Annotated in this window: 14 protein-coding genes; 4 read left to right on the forward strand and 10 right to left on the reverse strand. The window is 72.9% G+C overall.

Annotated features, from left to right (window positions below; genetic code table 11):
- Nucleotides 1–25 precede the first annotated feature (25 nt).
- The 4 genes from HNR02_RS33375 to HNR02_RS33390 form a co-directional block, all read right to left on the reverse strand.
- A complete protein-coding gene (locus tag HNR02_RS33375; RefSeq protein WP_376772983.1) occupies nt 26–505 on the reverse strand; it encodes an SRPBCC family protein in 480 nt (159 codons plus the stop codon).
- A gap of 19 nt (nt 506–524) precedes the next feature.
- Nucleotides 525–1,178, reverse strand: coding sequence for an ESX secretion-associated protein EspG (locus HNR02_RS33380; RefSeq protein WP_179778000.1), 654 nt, complete (start codon nt 1,176–1,178; stop codon nt 525–527).
- A gap of 1 nt (nt 1,179) precedes the next feature.
- Nucleotides 1,180–1,623, reverse strand: coding sequence for a hypothetical protein (locus tag HNR02_RS33385; RefSeq protein WP_179777580.1), 444 nt, complete (start codon nt 1,621–1,623; stop codon nt 1,180–1,182).
- 86 nt (nt 1,624–1,709) lie between these two features.
- Nucleotides 1,710–4,124, reverse strand: coding sequence for an ATP-binding protein (locus HNR02_RS33390; protein WP_179777581.1), 2,415 nt, complete (start codon nt 4,122–4,124; stop codon nt 1,710–1,712).
- Nucleotides 4,125–4,210: 86 nt separating this feature from the next.
- On the opposite strand from HNR02_RS33390, the gene HNR02_RS33395 reads away from it, so the two are divergent.
- A complete protein-coding gene (locus tag HNR02_RS33395) occupies nt 4,211–4,900 on the forward strand; it encodes a helix-turn-helix transcriptional regulator (RefSeq protein ID WP_179777582.1) in 690 nt (229 codons plus the stop codon).
- Nucleotides 4,901–5,001: 101 nt separating this feature from the next.
- Nucleotides 5,002–5,415 carry a hypothetical protein gene (locus HNR02_RS33400; protein WP_179777583.1) on the forward strand — a complete coding sequence of 138 codons (414 nt, stop codon included), beginning with the start codon at nt 5,002–5,004 and terminating at the stop codon, nt 5,413–5,415.
- Here HNR02_RS33400 and HNR02_RS33405 read toward each other — a convergent pair.
- Together HNR02_RS33405 and HNR02_RS33410 are read right to left on the reverse strand one after the other, a co-directional pair.
- Entirely contained in the window at nt 5,412–8,642 is a 3,231-nt protein-coding gene (locus HNR02_RS33405; protein WP_246339338.1) for a BTAD domain-containing putative transcriptional regulator, read from the reverse strand. The two genes, HNR02_RS33400 and HNR02_RS33405, sit on opposite strands and share 4 nt — an antisense overlap.
- 179 nt (nt 8,643–8,821) lie before the next feature.
- Nucleotides 8,822–9,691, reverse strand: coding sequence for a LysR family transcriptional regulator (locus HNR02_RS33410; RefSeq protein WP_179777585.1), 870 nt, complete (start codon nt 9,689–9,691; stop codon nt 8,822–8,824).
- Between the two features lie 92 nt (nt 9,692–9,783).
- Here HNR02_RS33410 and HNR02_RS33415 point away from each other — a divergent pair, with 92 nt between their 5' ends.
- Nucleotides 9,784–10,629, forward strand: a complete 846-nt coding sequence (locus tag HNR02_RS33415) for a TIGR03564 family F420-dependent LLM class oxidoreductase (protein ID WP_179777586.1) — start codon at nt 9,784–9,786, stop codon at nt 10,627–10,629.
- Between the two features lie 195 nt (nt 10,630–10,824).
- On the opposite strand, the gene HNR02_RS33420 is transcribed toward HNR02_RS33415, so the two are convergent.
- Together HNR02_RS33420 and HNR02_RS36670 are read right to left on the reverse strand one after the other, a co-directional pair.
- The gene (locus tag HNR02_RS33420; RefSeq protein WP_179777587.1) at nt 10,825–13,602 is read right to left on the reverse strand and encodes an AfsR/SARP family transcriptional regulator; all 2,778 of its coding nucleotides are present in this window, start codon (nt 13,600–13,602) and stop codon (nt 10,825–10,827) included.
- 44 nt (nt 13,603–13,646) lie between these two features.
- Nucleotides 13,647–14,534 (reverse strand): SseB family protein, encoded by an 888-nt coding sequence (locus HNR02_RS36670; RefSeq protein ID WP_179777588.1) that lies wholly within the window; start codon nt 14,532–14,534, stop codon nt 13,647–13,649.
- 64 nt (nt 14,535–14,598) lie between these two features.
- On the opposite strand from HNR02_RS36670, the gene HNR02_RS33430 reads away from it, so the two are divergent.
- The gene (locus tag HNR02_RS33430) at nt 14,599–16,281 is read left to right on the forward strand and encodes a right-handed parallel beta-helix repeat-containing protein (protein ID WP_179777589.1); all 1,683 of its coding nucleotides are present in this window, start codon (nt 14,599–14,601) and stop codon (nt 16,279–16,281) included.
- Here HNR02_RS33430 and HNR02_RS33435 read toward each other — a convergent pair.
- Together HNR02_RS33435 and HNR02_RS33440 are read right to left on the reverse strand one after the other, a co-directional pair.
- Complete coding sequence (locus tag HNR02_RS33435; protein ID WP_179777590.1) at nt 16,278–16,556, reverse strand: hypothetical protein; 279 nt, start codon at nt 16,554–16,556, stop codon at nt 16,278–16,280. The two genes, HNR02_RS33430 and HNR02_RS33435, sit on opposite strands and share 4 nt — an antisense overlap.
- Before the next feature lie 119 nt (nt 16,557–16,675).
- Nucleotides 16,676–17,602, reverse strand: a complete 927-nt coding sequence (locus HNR02_RS33440; protein WP_179777591.1) for an SseB family protein — start codon at nt 17,600–17,602, stop codon at nt 16,676–16,678.
- Nucleotides 17,603–17,632: the final 30 nt, after the last annotated feature.

Genomic DNA, 17,632 nt, shown 5'->3' on the forward strand with positions numbered 1-17,632 from the left:
GCCACGCACGCCGGGGAAGGCGCTTTCAGTCCCGCTCGGCGCGCTCTTTCAGCCGCCGCAGGGTGGTGGCGATGTTGACGCGGTTGTCGGCCGCTCGCCGCCACCCGCCGGTGGCCAGCGCACTGGGGAACCGGAACCAGCCGGGCCGCCTGTCCCATGTGCTTTCGGTGACGACGCAGCCCTCACCGGTCGCTGCGAAGTCGTACTGCCAGCGCGAGACCGGGATGACGCTCATCGAGCGCACCTCGAACGCGAACCGCCTGCCCTCGTCGGCGTCGGTGATCGTGCTGACGGTGCTCCAGCGGCGCAACCCGCGACGGTTGACGCCCCGGAACCGCGCCCCCACCCGCGCGCCCGCGTTTCCGCCCAGCCACCGGAAACCGGTGTACTCCTCGGACAGCTCCGCGAGCACCCCCGGATCACTCACCAACCGGTAGACCCGCGCGGGATCGGCCCCGATCTCGATCCGTCCCGTCGCACCGGGTTCCGCCTGCGTCACGCACACCTCGCCTGGTCGACGACAGTTACATACGTGCAGTATGTATTTTGCCAGGGCTCCTGTCCAGCAGACCCGCCACGCGCCGCGCGAGATCGCCGGGACCCGTGGCGGTGAACGTGACGCCCTCGGGGCCGGGCACCAGCAGGTACCGGCCGCCGGGGGTGTCGAACCAGGTGACCACAGTGGACACCCGCTCTCCGGTGAACGCACCGATCTGCCCGCCCGCCGAACGGGTCACCTCGGGCGGCACGGGCTCCGATCCGGGACAGCCCGCCGGGAACACGCCCACGATCTCCCCCACCAGCGTGCTCGGCGCGATCTCCGTCATCCACACCTCGCCGCCGGCGAGTACCGCCAGCACGCCCGTCCGCCCGGCCGCCGCGGCGAGGGCGCGGACCGGGTAGCCGATGTGGCCGACCGCGTCGAGCGCGACCTCGGGCCCGGCGAGCAGGGTGAGCATCGCTTCGAGCCGGGCGTCGAGCCGCCGTCCGGTGGCCAGCCCGCGCTCGGCGAGCCCCCGGTACACCTCGGTGACGAGCCGGGCGCGCTCGCCGAGGGTGCGGCCGGTGCTGGGAACCTGCAGCGGGTAGGGCACCGGCGGCAGGCCGAGTTCGCTCCACAGCAGGTCGAACTCGTCCGTGGACAGGACGAAATCGGGTCTTCGGCCGGGAGCGCCCATCTCAGCCACGCCCGGACGTGACCACGCGGCACGGAGAACCACCGGATCCCGGGATCGCCGGGCCGGTGGTCCGCGTGCCGGACGACCGGGACGAGTTCGTCGTACCCGGCCGGCTTCCGGCCTCGCCCGCGTCCCCGGTGATTCCGGACGCGGACCTCACCGGCGGATCGCTCCGCCGGAAGTCGTGATCTTCCAGCGCCGCCCGCGCGAGAGACACGGCCCGCGCGTGCGCGGCCGTCGCGCGTTCGTTCGCGATCCGCAGGTCGACGGCGGCTTCCGCGGGATCGGCGTCACCACCCGCGGCGAACAACCGCGTCAGGGTGGCGTCCAGATCGAACTCGACCGGCTCGGGCATCGCCGCGCGAGCCGCCGCCGCGGCGGGCCCGTCCGCGCGGCGCACCGCCTCGTACAGCTCGCGATGGCTGCGCGCCGCCCAGTTCTGCACGCCACTCCCCTCAAGATCAGCACCCAGGAAACCCGTGCGCGGGCCGTGGCGCCAGGATCACCTGTGTGACATGCCCGTTCGGACTGTCAACTTTGCCCGCCCGGCTCACCGACGAGACGTTTCGCCAGGTCCGCGGCGGCGTCGGTGCCCAGATCCGCACACACCTCCAGAGCCTCACGCCGGCAGGCCGTGGCCACCGCGGTCCGGGCGCCGGCGTCGAGCACCCGGACGAGCTCCGCGAGCGCCTGCGCGCGCTGCCAGCGGGTGATGACCTGGGTGAACACGTCCAGCGCCGACAACAGGCACTCCTCGGCGACCCCGAGCCGCCCGGCTTCCCGCCAGGCCACGCCCTCCTGCACCGCGCACTCCGCGCCCGGCACCGGGAAACCGCCCTCGTCGAACAGTTTCCGCGCGGTGCGAAACGCGTCGGCGCCACCGGGCCAGTCCCCGGTTTCGGTCAGCGCCCGCCCCAGCAGCTGGAACGTCAGCGCGCGGAAGAACCGGCGGGTGAAGAGGTTCGCGTCGTCGCGGTAGCGCTCAGCGTCGGCGAGCACCTCGCGGTGCACCAGCAGCGCCTCGCCGGGCCGGCCGACCGCGCACAGAACCTTCCCGAGCACGTTGCGGATCGAGCCCTGCCCCATCCAGAAGTCCATGTCCGCCAGGCCGACCGCGCGCTCGACGTGGTCCAGCGCCTCCTCCGGCCGGTCCAGCCGCAGCAGCACCGAGCCGAGGTAGGCCAGCGCCCACGTCTGCTCACGCCGGTCGCCGGTCTCGGTCGCGATGTCCAGCGCCTCCTGGTGCGCGGCCCGGCCGCCCTCGTTGTCGCCGAGGCAGTAGTACCGCGCCCAGCCGAGGAAGTTGAGCAGCACCGCCTCGTCCGCGCGGCTGTCCAGCGCGCGGGCCGACGCGACGCCGAGAGCGAACACGTCGTGCCACGGCAGCTGCTGGCTCCGCCCGTCGGAGAACCAGTGCAGCGCCCGCGCCAGGTCGACCACCTGCCGGTACTTGCCGCACCCGTGCCCGATGCGCTGCGCGGCGAGCCAGTTCGCGGCTTCCGCGTCGAGCCACTGGGCGGCCTGCTCACGGGAGGCGAAGCGGCTCGCCTCCACCGACGCCCGCAGCGCGTCCGGGAAGAACAGCCGTCCGGCCCCGGCGGCGGTGTCCAGCAGGTGGTCGACCACCGCGGACACCGCTTCCCACGCCTCGTCCGGGTTCTCCTCGGCTTCCAGCCGCTCGCGGGCGAACAGGCGGATCAGGTCGTGGAAGGTGTGGCGGCCGGGGACCCCGCCCTCCTGCACGAGGTTCGCGTCGACCAGCTCGGCGATGTGGGCCCGCACGTCCGCGGTCGCCATGCCGGTGGCGACGGTCGCCAGTTCGGCGCCGAAGTCCGGACCGGGGATCACCGCGAGTCGCCGGAACACCAGGCGCGCGGCCGGGGACAACCTGCGGTGCGACATCTCGAACGCCGACCGCACGCGCAGGTCGCCCGCCGACAGGGACGCCAGCCGGGTGCGCTCGTCGCGCAACTGGTCGACCAGGTAGGAAATGGTCCAGTGCGGCCGGGTGGCCAGCCGGTTGCCCGCGATGCGCACCGCCAGCGGCAGGTTTCCGCACAGCTGGGCCAGTTCCTCGGCCGACGACGGTTCGGCACGCACCCGGTCCGCACCGGCGATGGCGGCCACGAGCGCGGAAGCGTCGGCGGTGTCCAGTGGCCTGAGCCACAGCCAGCGCGCGGATTCCAGCCCGGCCAGCGCGCGGCGGCAGGTGACGAGCGTGAGGCACCCGGTGGCGGCGGCCAGCAGCGGGCGGACCTGCGCCTCGTCGGCCGCGTTGTCCAGCAGGACCAGGACGCGGCGTCCGGCGAGCATCGAGCGGAACAACGCGGACTGTTCGCCGACCGACGCCGGGATCTCCGCGGCGGGCACGTTCAGGCCGCGCAGCAGGACGTCCAGCGCCGCGCGCGGGCTGACCGGCTGGTCGTCCATGCCCCGCAGGTCGACCGAGAGGAATCCGTCCGGGAAGTCGGCGGCGAGGTCGTGCGCGGCCGAGCGGGCCAGCGCGGTCTTGCCGACGCCCGGATGCCCGACGAGGGAGACGACGACGCCGCTCGGGGTGGTGCGGGCGTCACCGGCGGCGCGGCGCAGTTCGTCCAGCTCCGCGCCACGGCCGACCAGGTCGGGCACGGCGGGCGGTGGCGGTCCGGCGAAGGCGCCGGCGGGCCGGGGCCTGCCCCGGCGACGGCCGTCGCGGGCCGCGGACAGGAAATCCTCGCGCGTGTCACCGGTCAGGCCGAGCGCGTCGGCGAGCGCCTCGGTGGACCGGCGCTGGGCGGCCTTGGCGCGGCCGCGTTCGAGGTCGGAGAGGGCGCGGACGCTGACGCCGGAAGCCTGCGCGAGGTCGGCCTGGGTGAGCCGGGCCGAGCGGCGATGGCGTAGCAGCAGCTCACCGAAGGGCGGATCCTCCCCCGGCGACCCTATGTCCAGCGTCTCGCTCACCGCCACCCATTAAACCGGCAGTACTGGCGCGGCCGAAAGCTGCCGGTGGTTCCGCCTGGTTACCGGCGGGTGGGTACGGTTAGGTGAACTCCATGGCGTTCAGCACCGCTCCGCGCGAAATCCCCGCCACTCGCGCCACCACCCGCCTGCACGCCGTCCCGGCTGCCGACCGCGCCGTCGTGCGGGTCGCGGTCCTGGCAGACGACGTGTTCCTGCGGTCGGGTCTGCTCAGCGAGATCCAGGGCAAACCGGGCATCCACGTGGTCACCGGCTCACCGGCGTCGGCGGACGTGGTGGTCGCGATCACCGAAACGGCGGCCGACCTGCCCGCGCTGATCGCCGAAGCCCCGACGAACGCCCGGCTCGTGCTGATCACCGGCACCCCGCGCCCCGCGGAACTGTGGGCCGCGATCGAGAACGGCCTGGTCGTCCTGCTTCCCCGGGCGGAAGCGACGACGACCCGGGTGCTGCGCGCGATCGCCGAGGCGCACCAGGGTCACGGCCACCTGCCCGCCGAGCAGCTGGGCCAGGTGCTGCACGGGCTGGCCCGTCTCCAGCGCGAGGTGCTGTCCCCGCGCGAGCTGATGCTGAACGGGTTGTCGCGCCGGGAAACCGAGGTGCTGCGCCGTCTGGCGGACGGCCAGGACACGGCCGAGATCGCCGCGGAGATGTCCTATTCGGAGCGGACGGTGAAGAACATCCTGCACAGCCTCACCAGCAGGATGGGGCTGCGGAACCGGACGCACGCGGTGTCCTACGCTCTGCGCAACGGGTTGATCTGACGGGCTTATTCGGACAGGCGAGCGGACGGGCGCCACCCGGAACCGGCGGCCAGTAGCCCGACCCGTTGCCGCACCAGCGAAATACGCGCCCCCGCCGCGGGATGCTCCCGCATGGCCGAAACCAGCAGCTGCATCACGTTCTGTTCCAGCTGGTCATCGGCATCGAGGTTCTGCAGGGCGGCGCCCCGCCACGCGCGGAGGAAGCAGCCGCCGCCTTCCCGGACAACCACATCTTCCGCTTCCGGCTGGCCGCGGGGCGCCGACTGCGCCACCGGTACGGTCAGGCCCTCGACGGCATCGATGCGGCCCCGCGGCTCCTCCCCGCGACGGGCAAGGACGCCGGGAACGACGAGCTGCGCCGGTCGCTGCGGACCTCGACCGCGCGGGCGATCGACCTGATGACCGTGTCCACGGCCGTGGTGGCGGGCACGCCGAGGCGAGGCGGCGCCTCGGCGTGCCCGCGGCCCGGAGCGTGCGATGGTCGCTCTGGGAGCCGGAATCGCGGAAATTACTAGGCCACCGAGGAAGCGGACCAGACCTCGCCGGTGAAGTCGCGCAGCTCGGCCGCCTCCGGGGTGCCCAGTTCGTCGAACAGGGCGAACGCCCGCCGCCAGTAGTCCTGCGCCAGACCGGCCCGCGCGGCGCAGCGGTGCAGTTCGGCCAGCTCGTTGAGCGCACGGGCCTGCTGGTAGCGCTCGCCCCGGTTGATGGCGACCCGCAGGCCCGCCTCCACCAGGTCGGCGGCGGTCAGCAGGTCGCCGATGTCGCGGTGCACGGCGCCGAAGTCGATGAGGACCTCGCTTTCCGTGGCGGGGCCGCTGACCGCTCTGACGATCCGCAGTGACTCGTTGAGGTTCGTGAGCGCGTCGTCGAACCGGCCGGTCTCGCGGTAGGTGTTGCCGAGACGATGGCGCGCATAGGCGATCCGCGGCGGCAGACCGTGTGACTCGGCCAGCTCGACCGCGTTGCGCAGGTGCTCGATCGCCTCACGGTGACGGCCGAGGCGGCGCCACGCGTCGCCGAGGTCGGCCAGCGCGCCGCTCTCGCCGTCCGCGTCACCGGCCCGCCGCGACACCACCAGCGAATGCCGGTACCGGTCCACCGCGTCGTCCAGCCTGCCCAGAACCGCCTGGGTCGCACCGAGATTCGCGGCGACAGCGCTTTCCAGCCGCGCGTCGCCGGTGTCCAGCGCCGACCGGAACAGCCGCAGCGCCTCCGGGAACTCGCCGGCCCGGTGACACAGCAAACCCAGCGCGTTCAGCGACGCGGCTTCCAGCTCACGCTCACCCCTGGCCCGGTGCAGGTCGATGGCCCGCAGGAACTGGGCTCGCGCGTCGGCGGCGCGACCGTGGTGCAGGTACGCCGCCGCGAGATCGGAACGCGTGTGCGCCTCGCCGGCTTCGTCCCGCGCCGCCGTCGCCGCCGACAACGCCGCCTCGTGCGTGTGCACCCAGTCGTGGTCGTGGCTGTAGCCGTACAGGTACAGGTACGCGCGCAGGCACCGGGTCAGCTGCCACGCGTGCGTGGGCCAGCCCTGCCCGGCGGCCAGGCTCACCGCGGCGATCAGGCACGGCCGCTCGGCCTCCAGCCACCGCTTCGCCGCCTCGCGGTCGGGCATCACGGGTCCGTGCACGGGCGCCGCACCGGCCAGATCGACCTCTTTGCCCGGGTAGATCAGGTGCGTGGCGCGGGCCGCGGTGTGCAGGTAGAAGTCGAGCACGCGGGTGATCGCCGCGCGCCGCGCGGGCTCCGGCTCGGAATCACGAGCGAGACCGCGCGCGTACTCGGCGAGCAGGTTGTGCAGCCGGTACCGGTCGCGCGTGACGACGGTGACCAGGTTCTCGTCGACCAGCCGGTCGAGCAGCCACCGGGTCCGCGCCGGGTTCAGCCCGGCGAGCGCGCCGACCGACTCGGGCGTGAAGTCCGCGCCGGGATGCAGGCCCAGCAACCGGAACAGCCGCCGCTCCTCGGTTTCCAGTGCCTGGTAGGACAGCTCGAACACGGCCCGCAGACGGCGGCTTCCCGCGGCCAGCTCGTCGAGACGGTCGCCGGTCTCCCGCAGGCGCGCGGCCAGGTCCGCGACCGTCCACGTGGGACGGGACTGCAGCCGCCGCGCGGCGAGCGCCACCGCCATCGGCAGCCACCCGCACAGCTCGGCGACGCGCCGCGCCGCCTCCGGTTCGCCCTCCACGCGCTTCGCGCCGACGACCCGCACCAGCAGCTCACGCGCCTCGGCCGGGGTGAACACGTCCAGCGGCAACGTCCGCGCGCCGTCCAGCGCGAGCGCGCGACGGCTGGTGACCAGCACCAGGTTGGTCGGCCCGGCGGGCAGCAGGGGCAGGATCTGGTCCTCGCTGGCCGCGTTGTCCAGCACCACCAGCACGTCACGGCCGTAGACGCGGTCGCGGTAGAGCGAGGCGCGTTCCTCCAGACTCGGCGGGATCGCTTCGCCGGGCACGCCGAGCAGCCGCAGGAACGACGCGAGCACCGCGGCCGGATCGGCGGGCGGCCGGTCGGAGTGCCCGTGCAGGTCGACGTAGAGCTGGCAGTCGCCGTAGCGGCCCTCGGCCAGCAGCTGGTGCGCGACGTGCACGGCGAGCCGGGTCTTGCCGACCCCGGCCATGCCCTCGATCAGCGCGATACCGACCGCGGTGCCGCCGTCGATCGCGCGCAGCCCCTGGCGCAGGGTGGCCAGTTCGGCCTCGCGTCCGCTGAAATCCGCGGTGTCCAACGGAAGTTGCCGGTGCGCGCTGACCGGGGCGAACTCCGGCCGCGCGACCTCCTGGCGCAGCACGCGCTGGTAGGCGGTGGTCAGCTCCGGGCCGGGATCCGCGCCCAGTTCACCGGCCAGGCGGCGCCGCAGCGTGTCGAACACGTCGAGCGCGGCCGCCTGCTGACCACTACCCGCGAGCGCGATCATCAGCCGCGCGTGGACGGCCTCGTGCAGCGGGTCGGCCTCCGCGACGCGCTGCAGCAGCGGCAGGACTTCCTGGTAGCGGCCGAGATCCGAGGCCGCACCGGCGTACTCGACGACGACCGCGCGGTACTCGCGCACGAGCGCGACGACGATCGGGTGCGACTCCAGCGCGCTCAGGCCCTCCAGCGGCTCGCCCCGCCACAGGCCCACGGCCTCGGCGAACAGCCCGCACGCCTCGGTCAGCTCGCCCTCTTCGCGGACGTGCCGGGCGCGGGCGACGAGCCTGCGGAAGACGAGCAGGTCGTGCTGCCCCTCGGCGACCTTGAGCTGGTACCCCCCGCGAGCGGAGGAGATGGAACCGCTTTCCGGGTCGGCCCGCAGGCGGCGGCGCAGACGCGAGACGCGGGACTGGAGGAGGTCTACGGTGCCGTGCTCGGGCTGGTCGCCCCAGATCGCGTCGACGAGGGTGTCGCGGCCGACCGGCGTGTTCGGCGACAGCGCGAGGAGCGCGAGCAGGGTGCGCTGCTTTTCCGAGCCGGGGTCGACGAGGTCGCCGTCGGCGAGCACGCGCAGCGGCCCGAGGACCTCGACGCGCACACCGCCGCCGGTGGTCTGCTCGCTGCCCGCCTCGCGCAGCAGCTCGCCCAGCTCCACACGGGACAGACCGAGCACATCGCCCAGTTTGCGCAAAGTGGACACCCTGGGGCGGGTGACCCGGCCCTGCTCGACGTCGCGCAGGCCGGCCACGCTCAGGCCCGCCAGGTCCGCGACCTCCCGCTGCGTGAGGCCAGCGCGCCGGCGGAAGCCCTGGACCAGCGTCCCCAAGCGGCTCCGCGAACCGTCGCCCATTCGTTCACCGCCCGATCTCGTCGTTCGCAGCTGGGACGTCGTGCACAGCGCAGTCGTTCCCGCGTTACTCCAACAGAGTTACAAACTCCGCTTCGAAAACGCTTCGAACCGGCGAGACCGTTGCGGTTGGCCGCCCGGAGCAGGCACGCGCGCCTTCAGGCCGTGTGGCGGAATGCCTCCACCACGAGGTCCGCGCACTCCCTGGGCCGCCCGTCGTCCACACGCGTGATCACCTGGCCCGTGACCGTCAGGGGAGGGTCGAGCGGGATCACCCGCACCCGCGTGGACGATGCCTCCGTCAGTTGCTCCTCGGGCAGCAGTGCCCAGCTGCGGGCGTCGGCGCCGACCTCGACGAGCGTCGTCTGTGTCGTGTTCATCGGACGGCCCACCGCCGGCCGCACCCCCGCGCGGCCGAGCGCCCCGCGCACCGCGTCGTGCAGCGGCGGATCGCAGCGGCGGGACGGCAACCGCAGCAACGATCCCGCCAGCTCACGCGGCGTCAGGACCTCGCGCTCGGCCAGTGGATGCCGCACCGACACGACCGCGTGCAGTGGTTCGGTCCACGCCGTCCGCACCCGCAGCCCCGGTTCGCCCACCTCCCCGCGAGCCAGCGCGATGTCGAGGTCACCGCGTCGCAACGCCCGCAACCGCGCGGTCACCGGCAGGTCGACGAGGGCCAGGTCGAACCACGGACCGCTCGAGCGGAGGGCTTCGACCCCGGCTTCGAGCCGCCGGGTGAGGCCCGGCGCCATCCCGATGCGCAACGTGATGACCCGCCCGGCGGCGATCCGCACCCGGTCGGCGGAGGTGAGCGTCTCACGGGCCGCGTCGAGCACGCGCCGCCCGGCGTCGGTCAGGCGCACGTGACGCGGCGACCGGTCCAGCAGCCGCACCCCCAGCTCCCGCTCCAGGCGCGCCACCTGCTGGCTCACCGCGGGCTGGGCGATGGACAGGCGCTCGGCGGCGCGCCCGAAGTGCAGTTCCTCGGCGACCGTCACGAAGTACCGCAGCGCCCGCAGTTCCATCCCGCCTCCGATCAGCCACGATCACCCGATCTTATTACTGCGCGGAGGACCTGGGTCTGGTTCGGTGACCATGATCGCGGTGGACTCGGGGCATGCGTATCGGATTCCGCCTCCCCAGCACCGGCCCGCTGGACACGTTCCGCGAGCACGCCGCCGCCCACGGCGTCGACAGCGCGTGGGCGAACCAGGCGCCCGGCGGATGGGACCCCCTGACCCTGCTGCCCGCCGTCGACGGCCCCGCCGAACTCGGCACCGCGATCGTGCCCACCTACCCGCGCCACCCGGTGGTGATGGCGACGGAGGCGCTGACCGTGCAGGCCCTCACCGGCGGACGGCTGACGCTCGGCATCGGCCCGAGCCACGAGCACATGGTCACCGGCTGGTGGGGCATCCCGTACACGAAGCCGGCGAGCCACACCCGGGAGTACCTGGAGGTGCTGCTGCCGCTGCTGCGCGGTGAGCACGTCAAGCACTCCGGCGAATTCTTCACCGTCGACCACCGGCTGGAGGTGACGGCACCCCCGCCGCCGGTGCTGATCTCCGCGCTGGGCCCGCGGATGCTGGAGATCGCGCGGGACCTGGCCGGCGGCACGATCGTGGTGTGGGTCCGGCCGGACCTGGTCGAGAATTACCTGGTGCCCCGGCTCGGCCCGGGACAGCGGGTGGTGGCGACGGTGATGGTCGCGATCACCGGCGATCCGGACGGCGTGCGGGACCAGGTCGCGCGGGACATGGCGATCGTCGACGAGCTGCCCGCCTACCGCACGCTGCTCGACCGGGGTGGCCTGAGCGGCCCCGCGGACACGGTGGTGGCCGGTGACGAGGGTGTCGTGCTGCGGGAGCTGCGACGGTTCCGCGACGCCGGGGTGACCGACCTGATCATCTCACCGCTCACCGCCCCGGACCGGCTCCTGGAGGTGGCACAACAGGCACGCTGACCCGGCTCCCCCCTCGCCCCGGAACAGCCAACACACCGCCCGGAGCGGCCAACACGCCAGCCGGAGCGGCCAACACGCGGCCCGGAGCGGCAAACACGGCGGAGGCGCGTGTTGGCCGTTCGCGGCGGCGTGTTTGCTGCTCCCGGCGGCGTGTTGGCCGCTCACGGTGGCGTGTTTGCCGGTTGTGGCGGGTGGTCAGTGCTGGGGCAGCATGGTGCCGAGCTTGGCGCGGGTCCGGGCCGCGTCGGGGGAACCCAGTTCCTCCAGCAGCTCCACCGCGGCCTGCCAGGCGCGTCGCGCGGCGGTCAGGTCGCCGCGCGCCTGGTGGGCGTCGCCGAGGTGGTTCAGCGACCGGCTCTCGTAGTAGCGGCTGCCGTGCCTGCGGTACATCGCCACGGCCTTTTCGTAGCAGCGCACCGCTTCGCCGAGGCGGCCCAGCGACTTCTGCGCGTACCCGACGCTGTCCCACGCGTTCGCCTCGCCCAGGAGGTTCCCCAGCACCGCCTGCCGCGCGATCGCCTCCTGGCAGAAGCCCAGCGCCTGCTCGTACCGGCCCAGCCGGGCGCAGCTCCACCCCACGTTGTTGAGCGCGAGCGCCTCCCCGAAACGGTTGCCCGACGTCTGGAACAGCTCCAGCGCCCGGCGCGCGTGGTGGTACTCCGCGCCGTAGTCGCCGAGCCGGTCGCAGACCCACGTCAGCCCCTGCCGCACGTCCGCCTGGTTGCCCAGGTCGCCCAGTTCCTCGAACAGGCCCAGCGCGTGGTCGAGCTGAGTGCGGGCCTCCTCGTCGCGTCCGAGCGCGGTGAAGATGACCGCGAGGCCGCGATGGCTGTGCGCCAGCGCCACCGGGTCGCCGAGCCGCTCCGCCGCGGCGAGCGCGGTCCGGTAGGTTCCCGGCTCGCCCAGCCAGTGCCTGCCCTGCCGGACGAACGTGTGGCTGAGCGCGCACGCCAGTTGCCAGGCCGGAACGTCGAACCCGGTGGCCGCGGCCCGCTCGATGACCGCGACCAGCACCGGGTGCTCGGCCGCGAACCAGGCCGCGGCGTCGGCCGGGGGCTCCACCGTGACGCCGGGACCGGGCGCGGCGAGCATGACCGGCTGGCGCTGCGGGGCCAGCGCAGCGGCACCGGCGTGCGCGGTGTGCACGTAGTGGTCGAACATCCGGCGCACGGCCGCGGTCCGCTCCGCCTCCGGATCCTCCTCGTGCGTCAGCTCGATCGCGTAGGCGCGCAGCAGGTCGTGGAAGGCGTAGCGGCCCGGCGCGCGCTCGGTGACCAGGTGCGCGCGGGTCAGCTCGGCCAGCAGCGGCCGGACCCGGCGCACGTCGATGCCGAGCAGGCTCGCGGCCGCCGCGACCGTGATGTGCGGTCCCGGGTGCAGACCGAGGAACCGGAACAGCCGGGCCGCGTCGCCGCTGACCGCGTGGTAGGACCAGGAGAACACCGCGCGCACGTCGGAGGTGTCGTCGTCGCCTTCGAAGGCGTCCAGTCTCCCGCGCGCGGTGCGCAACTCGGTGGCCAGCTCGGTCAGCGTGAAGCCGGGGTTGGTCGCCGCGCGTGCCGCGACGATGGCCAGCGCGAGCGGCAGCCGTGCGCACAGCGTGTTGATCTGCGCGACCGCATCGGGCTCGGCGGCGACCCGGTCCGCGCCGAGCCGCCGCTCCAGCAGCTCGCGGGCGTCGGAGTCGGAGAGCAGGTCCAGGCTCACCGGGGCGGCGCCCTCGACCGCCACCAGGCCCGCGAGCTGGTTCCGGCTGGTCACCACGGTGATGCTGCCGGGTGATCCGGGCAGCAGTGGACGGACCTGGTCGGCGTCGCGGGCGTTGTCCAGCACCACGAGCACCCGCTTGTCGGCGAGCAGGCTGCGGTAGAGGCTGGTCTGCGCCTCGACGCTGACCGGGATCCGTTGCGCGGGGACGGCGAGCGCGTCGAGGAACCGGCGCACCGCCTCCGCCGGGCTCATCGCGCAGGCCCCCGGGTCGAAGCCGCGGAGGTTGACGTAGAGCTGCCCGTCGGGGAAGTGACGGCAGGCCCGGTGCGCCCAGTGCACGGCGAACGCGGACTTGCCCACGCCCGCGCCACCGCTGACGACCGCCACCGACACCGACGGCCGGCTGTCCCCCTCCAGCGGCAGCACCGCGTCCAGACGCGCCAGGTCCCGCATCCGCCCGGCGAACTGCGGCACGTCACCGGGCAGCTGCCGCGGCACGGGCGCGGTGTCCACCGGCTCGTCACGCAGCAGCCGGACCTGGGTTTCGCGCAGCAGCGGACCGGGTTCGACGCCCAGTTCGTCGATCAGCCGCGACCGGACCGCGGTGTAGACCTCCAGCGCCTCGGGCGTGCGGCCGCACCGGTGCAGGACGAGCATCAGCAGCGCCTGCAGCCGTTCGCGGAACGGGTGCTCCTCGGCTTCCTGCCGCAGGCCCGCGACCACCGAGCGGTGCCGTCCCGCGGCCAGCTCGGCGTCGAAGTAGTCCTCCAGCGCGCTCAGCCGTTTTTCGGCGAGCGGCGGGCCCTCCCGGTCCAGCAGGGACTGGGTGACTCCGCCCAGCGCGGGTCCGCGCCACAGGTCCAGGGCTTCGCGGAGCCGCCGGGCCGCGTCCTCCACCCGCCGTGCCCCGAGGTCGTGCTGGGCGTGCTCGAGTGCTTCGTCGAACTCGTGCAGGTCCAGCTCACCCGGCCCGACTTCGATCACGTACCCCGGCGCGCGCCGCGTGATCACCGGCGCGCCGATCAGCTTGCGCAACTCGGAGACGTACACCTGCACCTGACCGCGCACGGTCGCCGGCGGCGCGGCACCCCAGACCAGCGAGAAGAGCTGCTCGTCGGGCACCACGCGCCCGGCGTTGAGCAGCAGCGCCGCGAGGACGGACCGCTGCTTCGGCCCGCCCAGCCGCACGGCCCCGTCCGGGCCCGACACCTCGATCGGGCCCAGCAGCCGGTAACGCACCGGACGGGGCGGGGTTTCGGACACGGCTCGTCATCACCTTTCCGCGAACGCAATCAGGAAGCGCGGCTCTAGGAACCGCCACCGCCGGCGGACAGCTCTCCCGCGATCACGTCGACCATCTCCAGTACCGCCGTGCCGGAGAGCACCAGCTGGGTTTCGGCACCCGGGTTGAAGCAGAGGACGTGGCGCTCGTCCGGCCAGCGGATGAACACGTTGAACAGCAGGTCGGTGGTGTGGTTCTGGTCCTTGCCCGCGACCTCCTCCAGCATGGCCGCCGACGAGAACACGGTGATCACCGGGATCTCGTCGGTCCCGGCGAGTCGCCACGGCAGCGGCGGGATCCCCGGGCGGTCGTTGACCGGCACCGGTCTCGTCGTCGGGACCACGACCTCACCGGTCACCAGTGCCTGCATGAACGCGTCCTCGTTACGGCCGGCCAGTGCCGCGGCGAGTGTGCTTTCCAGTGCGTTGGACGGCGGGAGGTCGGTGCGCGGTTCCCGGTCCCCGGCGAATTCGTCGAGCACCATCATCGGGATCACCGTGTACAGCTCGTCGCGCACGACGTCGCGCACCTCGGACATCGGCACGGTGTCCTGCCTGCCTTCGGCGAGTTCCGGGACGGCCTCGGGCGGCAGGACCGCACCGATCGGCAGGCCGGGGTCGATGATGAGCCGCTTCGCCGTCACGTCGGCGAACCGCACCTGGTCGTGTCCGCGCGCGAACGTACCGAGGAACCCACCGAGCACCTCTGGCGAGGTGAAGAGCAGGACATCCCCCTCGGCCAGGCCAAGTTGACGTGTCACCTCGTCGTGGTCAGGGGTGCCGGGATCGGGCAGGACCGGCACGTAGAAGGTCGCGTCGAGCACCAGTCGCGCGTAGCGCCGCGGGTCCCCGTCGTCGATCGCCGTCTGCAGGGCGTGCTCCAGGTCATTGCCCGGCTGCCAGGAAGGTTCCACGCGACCTTGCCTCTCTGGGGTACCTTTTGTCCTGCAAACCCTAGTCGGCCGAACCACGGAAGCCATGCCACGCACCCTCTTCGTCGCCCCGGACCAGCGCGGCGCACTGCCCACCATCCGCGACGCGCTCGAAGCGGCCGACGAGGGCGCGATCATCTCGATCGCCCCCGGGGACTACCCCGAGCCGGTCTCGATCACCCGGCAGCACGTGACGCTGTCCGCGCGCGAGTCCGGCAGCGTCACCATCAGCTCGCCGTTCCCGGACCAGCCGGTCGTTTCCGTCACCGATGCCAGGGTCGAGCTGATCGGCCTGAAATTCACGTCCTCGGAACACTCCGCGGTCCGCGTGCGTGGTGGCCAGGTGAAGATCGTCGAGTGCACGGCCACGGCCGGGTACGCCCCGGGCATCGACATCGCGGGCGCCGACCGCATCGAGGTCCGCAACAGCCAGGTCACCGGCGCGCAGTACGGCATCATCGTCGAGGACTCCGACGGCACGATCGACCGGTGCGAGATCCGCGAGATCGCCGACGACGGGCTGATCGTCCGGCTGGGCGCACGGGTCAAGGTGCAGCACACGACCATCGCCGGATGCGGGTTCCGCGGCGTCTACATGTACCAGGCGGGTGACTCCAGTCTGGACCGCTGCGACATCTCGCAGACCGGTGACGCCGGGATCGCGGTGGCCGACCAGAGTTCGCCACACATCGGCACCTGCTGGGTGCACGACACGCAGGGCGCCGGGATCAGTGTCGGCCGCGGCTGCGGCGGGCTGATCGAGGACTGCCGGGTGGAGAACACCGCCGTGCCCGGCATCCACCTCGCCGACGGCGCCCGCACCGAGGTCCGGGAGGGTGACCCGGCCAAGGGCAAGGTCCCCGTCGGTGCCGTCGCCACCACCGGCAACCACCAGGACCTGGAAAGTGTCGACAAGCTGCTCGGCGAGCTGGACGGCATGATCGGCCTGGCCGGCGTCAAGGCCGAGGTGCGCGGGCTGATCGACGAGATCCAGGTCAACGAGTGGCGCCGCAGCGAGGGGCTGTCGGTCGGCACGGTCAGCAACCACCTCGTGTTCGCGGGGGCGCCCGGTACCGGTAAGACGACCGTCGCGCGCATCTACGGCCAGTTGCTCAAGGCACTGGGCATCCTGCCGAACGGCCGGTTCAAGGAGGTGTCGCGGCGGGACCTGGTCGGCCAGTACATCGGCCACACGGCGGAGAAGGCGGCGTCGGCGTTCGAGGAAGCGCGCGGCGGCGTGTTGTTCATCGACGAGGCGTACACGTTGTCCCGCTCCAGTGGCAGTGGCGCCGACTTCGGTCAGGAGGCCATCGACACGCTGGTGAAGCTGATGGAGGACCACCGCGACGAGGTCGCCGTGATCGTCGCGGGCTACACCGGCGAGATGGAGAAGTTCATGGACGCCAACCCCGGTCTGGCGTCCCGGTTCAACAAGACGCTGGTGTTCGAGAACTACAGTCCCGAGGAACTGGTGTCGATCAGCCTGCACATGGCCCGCGGCGACGACTACCTGCTGGGCGAGGACCTGGATCTGGCGCTGCTGGAGTGGTTCGGGCAGATGGAGCGCGACCAGAACTTCGGCAACGCCCGTGAGGCCCGCAAACTGCTGGAGCGGATGCGCAAGTCCCAGTCGACGCGGCTGCGCTCCCTCGGGCAGCGCCCCACCCGCGACGACCTCCGGACACTCTCGCTGGACGACCTGCTGGAGGCGGTGCGCGGCACGGGTTAGAGTTCGAAGCCGGACTTCCGCGTCAGGGTTTCCAGCTGCACCGGGTCGGCGTAGACGTAGGCGGCCGCGCCGGTCGGCACGAACCCGCGCGGATCGTCCTCCGGTGGGACCAACGAACTGGATCTCGAAGTTCTCGCTGACCTCGACGTCGGCTCGGGAACCTCGACGACGTCGGCTCGGGAACAGCCTGCCCGGTCCGCGACCGGCGGATCGGGCAGCGCCGCGCTCGGCACCGCGTGCGCGTCGTCGGCACGCAGGAGCGCGAGAGCGAGCACGGCGGGGCGGCCCGGTCCCGCGGCTCACCCCCGCGCGACGGCGCGCAGCCGCTCGACCGCGGCCTCACCCGCGGGCGCGAGCAACCGGAAAGTCTCTCGAGCCGTGCCCGGCGCCCAGCTCAGACCTGCGGGGTGTTGCCCTTGCCGGACTGCCCTTCGGCCGGGCCGCCGGCGGCAGCGGCTTCGGCGATGGCCGACACCAGTTCCGGCACGCTGGTGCCGGGCAGGGTCAGTTCCATGCTCGTGCCCGGGTTGAAGCACAGGACGTGGTCGTCGTCCGGCCAGTTCAGCAGAACATCCAGAAAGGACACGGTGGCGCGCGGTCCGCCGCCGGGGGCCACGGTGTCCAGGATCCGCTCGGAGCTGAACACCGGGATCACCGGCGTTTCGTCGTCACCGAGCACGCGCCACGGGAACCCACCGCTTTCGATGGCCGACGGTCCGGCGACCGACTCGGTGGTGGGCAGCACGACGTCGGACGCGATCAGGGCGAGCAGGAAAGCGTCGAAGTCCAGTTCGGACACCGCGCCCCGCAGACGCTCCTCCAGCTCGTTCGCGGGCTGCAGCGCAGCCGCGGCCTCGGCGTCACCGCCCAGCTCCTCCAGGGCCAGGCGGCGCACCTCGCCGAGCACCTCGTCGACCATCGCGTCCTGCACGTCCTGGACCGGAACCAGCTCCTGACGGCCCTCGGCCAGGTCCTCGACCTCCCCCAGCACCAGGTACACGCCGATCGGGACGCCGGGGTTGACGACCAGCTGCGCGTGGTCGGGATGGATGTCGCGCAGGCCGGTGATATCGGTCTGCCGCCAGCTGTCGACGACACCGCCGAGCGTCCAGTCCAGGGACTGCTCGGACGTGAAGACGATGACGTGGTTCCCCTCCGGCATCGGCAGGCTCGTGGGCCACGGCTCGCCCGGCTCTGGGGCGGCAGGCACGAACAGCGGTGCGTCGCGCAGCAGCTGGGCGTAGCGCCTGCTGTCACTGTCCTGCAGCGCGGCCAGCATGTCGGTCTCGACCTCGTTGGCCGGGCGCCACTGAAAGTCCACTCCAGACACTTCCTCTACGTCGGTCTCCGG

The organism is Amycolatopsis endophytica (genome assembly GCF_013410405.1).
GTDB lineage: Bacteria > Actinomycetota > Actinomycetes > Mycobacteriales > Pseudonocardiaceae > Amycolatopsis_E > Amycolatopsis_E endophytica.